Annotated in this window: 9 protein-coding genes; 4 read left to right on the top strand and 5 right to left on the bottom strand. The window is 54.0% G+C overall.

Translation table 11 applies throughout. The features are described 5' to 3' along the window. Positions 1 to 663: 663 nt before the first annotated feature. A complete protein-coding gene (locus tag WA318_RS05500) occupies positions 664 to 1,593 on the bottom strand; it encodes a LysR family transcriptional regulator (RefSeq protein WP_114098026.1) in 930 nt (309 codons plus the stop codon). A gap of 355 nt (positions 1,594 to 1,948) precedes the next feature. Next, positions 1,949 to 2,899, bottom strand: coding sequence for a thioredoxin-disulfide reductase (trxB, locus tag WA318_RS05505; protein WP_336080222.1), 951 nt, complete (start codon positions 2,897 to 2,899; stop codon positions 1,949 to 1,951). A 345-nt stretch (positions 2,900 to 3,244) separates the two neighbouring features. Here trxB and WA318_RS05510 point away from each other — a divergent pair, with 345 nt between their 5' ends. The 3 genes from WA318_RS05510 to WA318_RS05520 all read left to right on the top strand — a co-directional run bounded on the left by WA318_RS05510 (position 3,245) and on the right by WA318_RS05520 (position 5,964). Beyond that, complete coding sequence (locus WA318_RS05510; protein WP_114098027.1) at positions 3,245 to 3,730, top strand: Lrp/AsnC family transcriptional regulator; 486 nt, start codon at positions 3,245 to 3,247, stop codon at positions 3,728 to 3,730. A 456-nt stretch (positions 3,731 to 4,186) separates the two neighbouring features. Further along, positions 4,187 to 4,483: a hypothetical protein gene (locus tag WA318_RS05515; protein ID WP_114098028.1), complete on the top strand. Its 297-nt coding sequence runs from the start codon at positions 4,187 to 4,189 to the stop codon at positions 4,481 to 4,483. Positions 4,484 to 4,500: 17 nt separating this feature from the next. Then, complete coding sequence (locus WA318_RS05520; protein ID WP_114098029.1) at positions 4,501 to 5,964, top strand: methyl-accepting chemotaxis protein; 1,464 nt, start codon at positions 4,501 to 4,503, stop codon at positions 5,962 to 5,964. 146 nt (positions 5,965 to 6,110) lie between these two features. Here the strand turns inward: WA318_RS05520 and greA are convergent, their stop codons facing one another. From greA to carA, 3 genes are all read right to left on the bottom strand, one after another. Then, positions 6,111 to 6,584: a transcription elongation factor GreA gene (gene greA / locus WA318_RS05525; protein ID WP_114098030.1), complete on the bottom strand. Its 474-nt coding sequence runs from the start codon at positions 6,582 to 6,584 to the stop codon at positions 6,111 to 6,113. A 105-nt stretch (positions 6,585 to 6,689) separates the two neighbouring features. After that, the gene (carB, locus tag WA318_RS05530; RefSeq protein ID WP_336080223.1) at positions 6,690 to 9,932 is read right to left on the bottom strand and encodes a carbamoyl-phosphate synthase large subunit; all 3,243 of its coding nucleotides are present in this window, start codon (positions 9,930 to 9,932) and stop codon (positions 6,690 to 6,692) included. Between the two features lie 96 nt (positions 9,933 to 10,028). Then, complete coding sequence (gene carA / locus WA318_RS05535) at positions 10,029 to 11,195, bottom strand: glutamine-hydrolyzing carbamoyl-phosphate synthase small subunit (protein WP_336080224.1); 1,167 nt, start codon at positions 11,193 to 11,195, stop codon at positions 10,029 to 10,031. Positions 11,196 to 11,561: 366 nt separating this feature from the next. Between carA and WA318_RS05540 the strand changes: the two genes are divergently transcribed. Then, positions 11,562 to 12,017: a GatB/YqeY domain-containing protein gene (locus tag WA318_RS05540; protein ID WP_114098033.1), complete on the top strand. Its 456-nt coding sequence runs from the start codon at positions 11,562 to 11,564 to the stop codon at positions 12,015 to 12,017. The last annotated feature ends 24 nt before the right edge of the window (positions 12,018 to 12,041 follow it).

A 12,041-nucleotide genomic window follows, 5' to 3' on the forward strand; every position in this document is an offset into this window, starting at 1 on the left:
GGGAGATTTTGTTGTGCAGGAGCAAAAAAAAAGCCGGTAGCAGGGGGGGAGCTACCGGCAAAGATCAACAGGGAGGCTTACGTCTGGGAGACGTAGGGAATCTTGGGGAAGATTCCGATGTTGGATATCGTTCCAACGGACGGATCATGCGGAGATCAGGGAAGCTGAAGCGGTTTCGCTTTCGCGCTTGCTCACAACTTATGATGCAAATATACGAATGCTTATCTCTAATTTAAAATAGAATAATATCAGACCAACCATGCATGTAGCGCATGGCAGAAAAATGTCAGTAATTTTAAGCAATTATGACGTGCCCCGCGTCTGACGCATCATCAAACAGGTGAATGCGGGCGCGACTGTTACCGCTTATCCGAGCATTTTTGGATGAAACTCTTGATTGAGGTTGCCTAGGGGTTGCGACTTGTTGGGCAATGATGCCTAAAAGTTGTGGGGCTCGGGGGCTATATGAACCCGCCGGATCAGGTAATGCAGGACTGTGAACTGAATAAACAGCTTAAGCGGGCGCGTTTCGGCTTGTGTCAGGCTTCAGGTGCCATGCAATTGGCTGTCCTTTGGGGGAGTCGTCAGTTGTTTGCGTCATCCGCAAGACAAAACGGCCCGGAAAACCGGGCCGTTGGTAATGTCATATGGCAGTGGGGCAGGTTATTTGTCAGTGCTGGCCGATGTTGCGGCGGCGGCTGCCTTTGCCTTGACCTTCGAGATTTCCTCGATCAGGAAATCGCGGAATACGGCAATGCGTTTTGAATGACGCAATTCTTCAGGATAAACGAAATAGGCGTCAAAACTTGGTCCTTCGAGTTCCGGCAGAATGCGGACCAGATTGCTGTTGGTCGGCAGCAGGTAGTCTGGCAGGGCCGAAATGCCAAGACCGGACTCGGTCGCACGGAAGATCCCGTAGATATTGTTCAGCTTCAGGATCGGGCGCATGTCCGGTTTGAATTGCTGTGCGGTGGCCATCATCCAGTTGACGTTTGAAACTGGCGGGCGCGCATCGGCACCATAGATGATCAGACGGTGATCCTTGAGATCTTCGGGCGTCTTGGGCATGCCGTACTGCTTGATATATTCCGGCGATGCAAAGACGTGATAGCGCAGTGTCATGAGCTGACGCTGGACCAGGTCGGCCTGACGGGGCGGCTGCATACGGATGGCTACATCGGCCTCGCGCATGGCAAGATCGAGTTCTTCGTCATTAAGCACCAGCGACAGTTCGATTTCCGGGTAGCGTTCCAGGAATTCATTGATGCGCGGGGTCAGCCAGGTCGAACCAAAGGCAACCGTGGTGGTGACTTTCAGCGGGCCGCTTGGACGTTCCTTGGATTCCCGAATGCGGGCCTCGGCCATCGATAGTTTGGCAAAGACGTCATGCGCAGTACGATAGAGAAGTTCACCCTGTTCGGTCAGGATCAGGCCACGGGCGTGACGATGAAAGAGCGGAACCTTCACACTTTCTTCAAGTGCACTGATCTGCCGGCTTACAGCCGACTGGCTCAGATTAAGGTTTTCCCCTGCGTGAGTGAAGCTTCCGGCTTCCGCAACAGCGTGAAATACACGCAGCTTGTCCCAGTCCATAGACCCGCTCCTAGATGTCACTGCCGCACGGTTCTGCGCCAGTCCCCTGATAATACTTCTCTTCTTTTATGGGTAATTTGGTTTCAACACTGTTAAGCGCGTCACACAAACGACCCAACCGCACAATTAATAACCAATATGAGGCCTGCAGCATTTTCTGCAAGCAGGCATTTTCCCATTATTCATTTTCAAATATGGGCGTTTTTTGTGAAATGTCAGGCAATTGGCCGGATCAAAGCAATTTGGAACCATGAAAAAAGGGGATGCAAAAATGCATCCCCCAATCTCGGTTCGAGCCACTTGTCATGGATCGTATGCGTGTCCCGGATTTGTCAGGGCGCGCTTCACGTCCCGATCATGCTTCGTGTTCAGAGATGAACTTTTCAGCTTCAAGGGCGGCCATGCAGCCCATGCCAGCCGCGGTCACGGCCTGACGGTAAACCTTGTCGGTCACGTCGCCTGCGGCAAACACGCCCGGTACGTTGGTAACCGTACTGCCCGGCTTTACCAGAACATAGTTTTCGTCATCCATGTCGACCTGGCCTTTGAAAACTGCGGTTGCCGGATCGTGACCAATCGCAACAAAGAAACCATCCGCCGGAATGTCGGTGACTTCGTCGGTTTTAATGTTGCGGACACGTACCGCCTCGACGCCATCCATCGGGCCGTCACCGCCCAGAATGTCGTCAACAACACTGTCCCAGACAACATCAATCTTTTCGTGTTTCAGAAGACGTTCCTGAAGCATCTTTTCGGCGCGCAGTTCATCGCGGCGGTGGATCAGGGTCACCTTCGAGCAGATCCCGGCAAGATAGAGTGCTTCTTCAACGGCGGTGTTGCCGCCGCCAACAACCGTGACCGGTTTGTTGCGATAGAAGAACCCGTCACAGGTTGCACATGCCGAAACACCGCGACCGTTGAATTTCTCTTCGCCCGGAAGACCAAGCCAGCGCGCCTGTGCGCCGGTCGAAATGATCACGGTTTGCGCAATGTAGGTATCGCCGGAGTCGCCTTTGCAGACAAACGGACGTTTGGAAAAATCGACTTCGGTAATCAGGTCATGCACCATTTTGGTGCCGACATGTTCGGCCTGTGCCTTCATCTGATCCATCAGCCATGGACCCTGAATGACATCGGCAAAGCCCGGGAAGTTTTCGACATCGGTGGTGATCGTCAGCTGCCCACCCGGCTGAAGGCCCATGACCATCATGGGTTCAAGGTTGGCACGTGCGGCATAGATTGCCGCTGTGTAGCCAGCAGGGCCGGAGCCGATGATAAGGACTTTGGTCTGATGTTCCTGGGCCATGTTCTTTGTATCTGTCCGAGATTGATAAAAGCTGCCGTCGAACATATGGGCAGTCTGAACAAGACGCAACCGCTTCACGTAAACTTTGCCTGCGCAAAATGGCGTTTTTTGAATGGTGAAATTTTACGGTCGAAACAGGTAGTTTTGCTATGGCCTTGAAGGACACGGACAAGGCCGGTTTTCGTGGCGGTCAGGGGGGCCAAAAAGCGGATTCTACTGCATTTTCAGTTACGGCATCCAAGCACAAGATTGCATTCCTGATCGGAATATATTATTGCCAGCAACTTGCCTCGCTGTAATATTGTTTCAATCGGGGTAACTTTCGCGCACAGAATCGAGGAATAAATGCAACGGGTCAAACTCGACAAGATCGACCGCAGAATTTTGCGCGATCTACAGGAAGATGGCCGCATGACCAATGTGGAACTTGCACGACGTGCAGGTATCTCGGCCCCACCCTGTTTGCGTCGTGTGCGCGCACTCGAAGAAACCGGCTTTATTCAGGGCTATCATGCCGATGTTGACGCGCAGGCGCTTGGTTACAATGTGACCGTGTTTGCGATGGTCGGTCTTGCAAGCCAGGCCGAACATGACCTTCGCGCATTTGAATCCCGTGCCGCGAACTGGCCGGAAGTTCGCGAATGCCACATGGTGGCAGGCGAGATGGATTTTCTGCTCAAGATCGTTTCACACAGCTGGGACGAGTATCAAAAGTTCCTGACCACGGAACTGACCGTTGCTGAAAACGTCAATCACGTGAAGTCGGCCCTGTCGATCCGAACTGCGAAAAACATGCCCGGTGTTCCGATTGATATAGATGCCGAAGACTGAGCCCCGACGGTCTCGCGAAGCTTCATGAACCGGTGTCGATCAGACACCGGTTTTTTTGTGCCCGGAGTTCGTGCCGTGGCCACTTCCTGCAGACGAGGTCCGAGGCCACCTGTTTGCGGTTTATGCCATTCGCTCACATCAAGGGTGGCATGCGTCAGAGGAGGGGCGTTGGGGTTCTTCGGTAGCTGGTTTTGGCTGTCGATTAAGTATTTGAAATAAAATGTTTAATTCAAAATTCGGCAGGAATCTGGTCTAAATTCTGTCAGAATAACCCCACTAAACGTAAGGATGAAAATCCTTGTAAAGGCTGTCGTTTAACCATACATACCTTTGTGCCTATACTAATGGGATAGTTATTATATATAAGGGTAATAGTTGGAAGCGTTCAAAACTCTCCACAAAACCAGAGACATAGCGACCACAACAGAACCCGGATGGTCGGGAATTGTGCCAACAATGATGTTCGCCCTGGCGGGGGTATTGTTGCTGGTGTTGCTGTCATACCGTCCGTCGGACGGGATGGCAGGTGTCGGTATGGTTTTCCCGCTGTCCCTGTCTGAGGATGAAATCCTTTCACAGGTCGGTGCGGCGGGTGGTCGTGTGGTCAGGTTTGGTGGTTTCGGGCATATGGCTGTTGTCGTTCGTGATGATGGCATGGTGCCCAAGGCCGACGATTTCGGCGCGATGTTTGCCCTGTCTCCGCTGGTTGCTTCGGTATGTTTTGACTCTGGCGAAACCAGTAACCCTTTTTGACGTTTGGGTATGTGTTTATGGAAAAGTTACTTGAAATTCGGGCGAACGCGCTCAGGGCATTGTTTGTGATTCTGGCACTGCATATCCCGCTAAGCGGTATTGCAGGTTACATTGCCAGCAACGATGCCGTGTCTCCGGCCATTGCCAGTGCAGTGTTTGCTGTCATCGCTTTTGTGATCTATCGCATCGCAGGTGAACAGGCCCAGATTTCACGCTTTATCGTATCGTCTGCCATGATCTTGCAAGTCGGGGTGCTGGTCTATGCATTCCGCGGGCATCCCTGGCAGATTGACATACATATGTATTTCTTTGCTGCCCTTGCCGTACTTGGTGCGCTTGTGTGCTGGAAGACAATCGTTGTCGTGTCGGGGGTCATTGCGCTTCATCACCTGATTTTGAACTTTGCGGTTCCCTATTGGGTTTTCCCCGAGGGGGCGCAGTTCTGGCGTGTTGTCCTGCATGCGGTGATTGTGATTGTCGAGGCAGGTGTTCTGATCTGGTCGTGCAAAAGCCTTTATAACACGCTGGCCAATGCGGAAACTGCACGTACCGAGGCGGTCGAAGCGGCAAAAGCAGCAGAAGATCTGCTGGCCCAGAATGAGCAACTTCGCAAACAGCGCCAGATCGAACGTGACCAGTTCAAGCGCGAACTGGCTGACCAGATTTCAGCGATGATCGGAAAATCGGCCAGTGCGGTGGACGCGGAGTCTGTTCAATTGCAAGATCGGGCGCAGGTGATGAATGAGCGTGCCCGTGTTGGTCGTGAAGCATCCAAGGGTGCGGTTCATGCGTCTGAAGAAACCTCTCAGAACGTTGAGTCTGCTGCATCCGCAGTCGATGAAATCAATGCATCGGCCGAGGAAATCTCGCGTCAGATCGGGCGTGCGCGCGAAATCACCAACAATGCGGTGGATCGTTCGACAACGGCAAGTGAACGGATTGAATGGCTGTCGAATGCGGCAGAAAAGATTGGCGAAGTCGTCAATCTGATTACCGATATCGCATCGCAGACCAACCTTCTGGCATTGAACGCAACCATTGAGGCCGCGCGCGCTGGCGAAGCAGGCAAAGGCTTTGCTGTTGTTGCCAATGAGGTCAAAAACCTCGCTAACCAGACTGCGCGTGCGACCGACGAGATCGCCCAGCAGATTGCCGAAATCCAGGCTGCAACCGGGGATTCGGTGTCTGCGGTCAAGGGGGTATCGGAAACCATCGGTGATATGGTCGAAGTGGCCGCAACGATTTCCTCGACCATGGAACAGCAGCAGTCAGCAACCCGCGAGATTGCGCAAAGCCTTGGCATTACGGTTGAAGCTACCCGCGATCTTTCGGATCTGATCCATCAGTTGTCGCAGATCGCCGAAGAAACCGGTGCGACCGCAACCGAAATGCTTGGCAGTGCCGATCATCTTGGTTCAGAGGCAACCGACCTTAACCGCAATATCGAAGCGGTTCTCGAACGTCTGGCAAAAGCCGGATAATCAATTACGATAGACGTCCCAACGTGCAAAGGCCGGGCAGTAATTTGCCCGGCCTTTTGTTTGATATCGGTTCATGCCGATCTGGCGGTATAAAAAAACGGCCCGAAATGCATCGGACCGTTTTCCTGATCTGGGTGGTTTCCGATTTACGAGAAATCGACCTTCAGAATTTCATAGCTTTTGATGCCGCCCGGGACGGTTACTTCGACGGAGTCACCAACGGACTTGCCAATCAACGCACGCCCAATCGGCGAGGTCGTTGAAATGCGGCCAGCATTGATGTCAGCCTCAATCGGGCCAACAACCTGATAGGTGGTTTCTTCGTCGGTATCTTCGTCGACAAGATCAACCTTTGCGCCGAACTTGACAACGCTGCCCGCCAGGGACGGAACGTCGATAACTTCGGAACGGCTCAGGACATCTTCGAGCTCGGCAATACGACCTTCGCAGAAACTTTGGCGTTCGCGTGCGGCATGGTATTCGGCATTTTCCGAAAGATCACCATGTTCGCGGGCTTCCGCGATTGCCTTGATGATTTCAAGACGTTCGACGGACTTGCGATGCTTCAGTTCTTCTTCGAGGCGCTGATGCCCTTGCGGGGTCATTGGTACTTTTTCCATCGCGCTCACAGCCTATTCTTATTAGAGGTCGATACTACAAAATCAACCGCCCGGCATTTTACCGCCGGGCGGTTTAAACTGTTCAGTCGGGTTCGGTGAAGAACCTCAGTACTTGTCCCCAAGATATTCCTGAACCGCGCGAACTTCAAGTGCGCCGCGTTTCAGGTTGTCGATGGCGCGCAATGTTGCGCGGGCACCGGCGACAGTGGTGTAGTACGGAATATCATCGGTAAGGGCAGTACGACGGATCGAGAAACTGTCGACCACAGCCTGTTTGCTCTCGGTGGTATTGAATACCAGGTTGATATCGCCGTTCTTCATCATGTCCACGATATGGGGACGTCCTTCCTGTACCTTATTGACCGGGGTGACGTCCAGCCCTTCTTTTTCAAGAGCTTCTGCTGTGCCATGGGTCGCAACCACACCAAAGCCAAGGGCAATCGCGTCGCGTGCGAGTTGAACAGCGGCCGGTTTGTCATGGTTTTTAACCGAAATGAAGACCTTGCCACCGAGCGGCAGCGTATGGCCGGCAGCCATCTGTGCCTTGGCAAAGGCACGACCGAAATCGGTATCAAGACCCATGACTTCGCCGGTCGAACGCATTTCCGGGCCAAGCAGGGTATCAACGCCCGGGAAGCGGTTGAACGGAAGGACCGCTTCCTTGACTGCGACATGTTTGAACGGACCGTGATCAATTTCAAAATCACCAAGCTTTTCGCCAGCCATGATGCGTGCGCCGATCTTGGCAATCGGGTTGCCGGTTGCCTTGGCGACGAACGGAACCGTACGCGAAGCACGCGGGTTAACTTCGATCAGATAGATCGTGTCATCCTTGATCGCGAACTGAACGTTCATCAGACCGACAACATTCAGTGCCTTGGCAAGCTGAACCGTCTGGGCCTTGAGGCGTTCGATCATTGCGTCGTCAAGCGAGTAAGGCGGCAGCGAGCAGGCAGAATCACCCGAATGGATACCGGCTTCTTCGATATGTTGCATGATGCCTGCGACAAAGACGTTTTCGCCGTCAGAAACAGCATCAGCGTCGATCTCGATCGCATCCTGAAGGAAGCTGTCGATCAGAACCGGGCTTTTGCCTGAAACCTGGACGGCTTCCTGCATGTAGCGCAGAAGGTCTTCGGTGGTGTGAACGATTTCCATCGCACGGCCGCCCAGAACATAGGACGGGCGGATCACGATCGGGTAACCGATGCTTTCGGCGATCTTGACAGCTTCGTCAACCGAACGGGCAATGCCGTTTGCCGGCTGCTTGAGGCCAAGCTTGTGGATCAGGGCCTGGAACCGGTCACGGTCTTCGGCAAGGTCGATACTGTCGGGGCTGGTGCCGAGGATCGGAATACCGGCCTTTTCCAGAGCAGCCGAAAGTTTCAGCGGGGTCTGACCACCATACTGAACGATCACGCCAAGCAGCTCGCCATTGGACTGTTCAAGCTGGCAGAGCTCGATCACGTCTTCGGCGGTCAGCGGTTCGAAATACAGACGATCCGAGGTGTCATAGTCGGTTGAAACCGTTTCCGGGTTGCAGTTGACCATGATCGCTTCGATACCGGCTTCGCGCAGCGCATAGGCCGCGTGCACACAGCAGTAATCGAATTCGATGCCCTGACCGATACGGTTCGGGCCGCCACCAAGAATGATGACTTTCTTGCGATCAGTAACCTCGGCTTCGTTTTCGGGTTCGAAGAAGCCGTCACCTTCATACATGGAATACATGTACGAGGTACGTGACGGGAATTCGGCAGCACAGGTGTCGATGCGCTTGTAAACCGGACGCAGGCCAAGAGCCTGACGGTCGGCGCGAACCGCGTATTCTTCCTTGCCTGCCAGCTCGGCCAGACGGGCGTCAGAGAAACCGAGTTTCTTGAGACGCAGCAATTCCTGCTTGTCGCTTGGAATGCCGTTGGCGCGGACTTTTTCTTCTTCGGCGACCAGCATTTCAAGCTGCTTGAGATACCAAGGGTCGAACTTGGTTGCCGACTGGATTTCTTCAAGCGTCATGCCATGACGGAACGCCTGTGCTGCATAAAGAATGCGGAACGGGATCGGCTGGGTCAGCTGAGCGCGGATTGCCGCCTTGTCCGGGGCACCTTCGATTTTGACTTCGTTCAGGCCGGTCAAGCCGGTTTCCATTGAACGCAGGCCTTTCTGAAGGCTTTCGGCAAAGCTGCCACCAATTGACATGGCTTCGCCGACCGACTTCATCGCCGTACCGAGAAGCGGCTTCGCACCCGGGAACTTTTCAAAGGTAAAGCGCGGGATCTTGGTGACGACATAGTCAATGGTCGGTTCGAACGATGCCGGGGTGACACCGGTGATGTCGTTATCAAGTTCATCAAGCGTGTAACCAACCGCAAGCTTGGCAGCGATCTTGGCAATCGGGAAACCGGTCGCCTTGGATGCCAGTGCGGAGGAACGCGACACGCGCGGGTTCATTTCAATAACGATCAGGCGACCGTCTTCCGGGTTTACGGCGAACTGAACGTTCGAGCCACCGGTATCAACACCGATCTCGCGCAGAACTGCCAGCGAGGCATCGCGCATGATCTGGTATTCTTTATCGGTCAGGGTCAGCGCCGGGGCGACGGTGATCGAGTCACCGGTATGGATGCCCATCGGATCGACGTTTTCGATCGAACAAATGATGATGCAGTTATCCGCGTTGTCGCGAACAACTTCCATCTCATATTCTTTCCAGCCCAGAATGGATTCTTCGATCAGAACTTCGTGGGTCGGCGAAATCGCCAGACCGTTGCGGACGATCTGTTCGAATTCTTCACGGTTATAGGCAATACCGCCACCTTCACCACCAAGGGTGAAGCTTGGGCGGATGATGGCCGGAAGGCCGGTGATCTCGAGCGCCTTGACCGCGTCTTCGAAGGTGCGAACCATTGCAGAGCGCGCACTTTCAAGACCAATCTTGTCCATGGCATCGCGGAACAGCTGACGGTCTTCGGCCTTTTCGATGACGTGCTTTTTCGCACCGATCATCTCGACGCCGTATTTTTCAAGCGTGCCGTCATTAAACAGGGCAAGTGCCGTGTTCAATGCGGTCTGGCCACCCATAGTCGGCAGAAGCGCGTCCGGGCGTTCCTTTTCGATGATTTTGGCAACCATCGCCGGTTTGATCGGCTCGATATAGGTCGCATCGGCCAGGTTGGGGTCGGTCATGATGGTCGCAGGGTTCGAGTTGACCAGAATGACACGGTAGCCCTCTTCCTTAAGGGCCTTGCAGGCCTGGGCACCGGAATAGTCAAACTCGCAAGCCTGACCAATGACAATCGGACCGGCACCGATGATGAGGATTGATTTGATATCTGTACGTTTCGGCATGTCGTTTTCCGCTTTTCGCAGGGCGGGCGCACGTGCTGCACCGCCTCGTTTAAGTCCGTTAATCGCGTATCTTTGGAGCGTGTCCTGACCCGGAGATCAGGATTTGGCTTCCTCGATCAGACCAACGAAACGTTTGAACAGGTAGTGGCTGTCATGCGGCCCCGGGGAAGCTTCCGGGTGGTACTGAACCGCAAAGGCCGGTTTGTCTTTGGCGCGCAGACCCGCAAGCGACCCGTCAAACAGCGAGAAGTGGGTTGCTTCGACATCGTCAGGCAGGCTGTCCTTGTCAACGACAAAGCCGTGGTTCTGCGAGGTGATCTCGACGACACCGGTGGTGGTGTCCTTGACCGGGTGGTTGGCACCGCGATGGCCGACATCCATTTTCTTGGTCTTCGCCCCAAGGGCGAGCGCCATCATCTGATGACCAAGGCAGATGCCAAAGACCGGTTTGCCGCTATCAATCAGCTTGCGAATGGTCGGAACCGCATATTCGCCAGTTGCAGCAGGATCACCAGGACCGTTTGAGAGGAAGATGCCATCCGGGCTCATCGCCAGGATTTCTTCAGCCGAGGTGGTGGCCGGAACAACCGAGACCTTGCAATCAAGGCTTGCGAGATTGCGCAGGATGTTGCGCTTTACGCCGTAATCGATGGCGACGACATGGTGTTTGGCATTGCCAAGCTTGCCGTAACCGCCTTCACGCGACCACAGGGTTTCTTCCCAGTCATAGCCGGTCGTGCAGCTGTTATCCTTGGCAAGATCCATGCCCTCGAGGCCCGGCCATTCATTTGCCTTGGCAATCAGGGCCGGAATATCAAAGACGCCATCCGGGTTATGGCAGATCACGCCATTGGGAGCACCTTCGGTACGGATGCGCTTGGTCAGGCGACGGGTATCGACACCTGCGATCCCGATACGGCCATGTTCGGCAAGCCATTCGTTGAAATGTTTCCGGGCACGATAGTTGGAAGGCTCGGTGATGTCCTGGCGCAAGATGCAGCCAAGGGCGACCGGTTTGGCATTTTCAATATCTTCGTCGTTGGTGCCGACGTTGCCGATATGCGGGAAGGTAAAGGTAATCATCTGACCCGCGTAGGATGGGTCGGTCATGATTTCCTGATAGCCCGTGATAGAGGTGTTGAAGCAGACTTCACCGACGACCTCTCCTCGGGCACCGACGCCGCGTCCCCAAAATACTGAACCATCTGCGAGAACCAGAACGGCAGAAGCACCAGGAGGCGGGGTGTGCGTGGGCGCTGACATTGGCAAATGTCCTTTCGATCTTTCCACGGTGAGACACGGAGTCTTTATATATAATAAATACAGGCAAGCCGACAAAAACGACTGCAATCTGACTGCATACCGGGCATGCGGACGTGCCAAGTCGATCCCAGCATGTTGGACTGTGCATCTGTGATTTCACAGCGGGCCGTGCTGGAAGCGAAGCAAATCGTAATCCCGGTAGGCAAATTGGCGGATGTCTACGGGAGTCGTCCGGTCCTGTCAAGAACCCATCGAAACTTTTATTTTCCAAGGAAAATCAACGGTTTGCGGGGGAAGGTTTTCTTTGCGTCGAATGCCGTAATGGGGTATGTTCGGTCCTTTCTTCCACAGAATCAGAGATGAGCCATGCTGCGATCGCAGCTTAACGACGCTTTGAAAAAGGCTGTCCTTGCCAAGGATGCCTGCTCCGTTACCACCGTGCGCCTTATTCTGGCAGCACTTAAAGAACGCGATATCGCTGCACGGGGCGAGGGCAATACCGACGGCATCACGGATGACGACATCATCAATCTGCTTCAGGCAATGGTGAAACAGCGCCGTGAAAGCATCGAGATGTACACCAAGGGCAACCGCCCGGAACTTGCTGATCAGGAAGCCGCAGAAATCGGCGTGATCGAAAAGTTCCTGCCCGCACAGCTTTCTGATGCTGAAATCGAGGAAGCCGTGCGTGGAACTGTTACCGAAATCGGCGCGACCTGTCTGAAAGACATGGGACGCACCATGGCAGCCCTGCGCGACAAATATAGCGGCACCATGGATTTCGGCAAAGCAGGTGGCGTTGCCAAAAAACTTCTGGGTTAATCCAGACAGTCCTATTTAATTTGG

Origin of the sequence: Thalassospira sp. CH_XMU1448-2 (genome assembly GCF_037027285.1) — a bacterium.
Classification (GTDB): Bacteria; Pseudomonadota; Alphaproteobacteria; order Rhodospirillales; family Thalassospiraceae; genus Thalassospira; species Thalassospira profundimaris_C.

Bases quoted from the DNA above. Each gene is read 5' to 3' on its own strand.
- WA318_RS05500 (WP_114098026.1), bottom strand. From the start codon at position 1,593: ATGGACTGGGACAAGCTGCGTGTATTTCACGCTGTTGCGGAAGCCGGA.
- trxB (WP_336080222.1), bottom strand. From the start codon at position 2,899: ATGGCCCAGGAACATCAGACCAAAGTCCTTATCATCGGCTCCGGCCCT.
- WA318_RS05510 (WP_114098027.1), top strand. From the start codon at position 3,245: ATGCAACGGGTCAAACTCGACAAGATCGACCGCAGAATTTTGCGCGAT.
- WA318_RS05515 (WP_114098028.1), top strand. From the start codon at position 4,187: ATGATGTTCGCCCTGGCGGGGGTATTGTTGCTGGTGTTGCTGTCATAC.
- WA318_RS05520 (WP_114098029.1), top strand. From the start codon at position 4,501: ATGGAAAAGTTACTTGAAATTCGGGCGAACGCGCTCAGGGCATTGTTT.
- greA (WP_114098030.1), bottom strand. From the start codon at position 6,584: ATGGAAAAAGTACCAATGACCCCGCAAGGGCATCAGCGCCTCGAAGAA.
- carB (WP_336080223.1), bottom strand. From the start codon at position 9,932: ATGCCGAAACGTACAGATATCAAATCAATCCTCATCATCGGTGCCGGT.
- carA (WP_336080224.1), bottom strand. From the start codon at position 11,195: ATGTCAGCGCCCACGCACACCCCGCCTCCTGGTGCTTCTGCCGTTCTG.
- WA318_RS05540 (WP_114098033.1), top strand. From the start codon at position 11,562: ATGCTGCGATCGCAGCTTAACGACGCTTTGAAAAAGGCTGTCCTTGCC.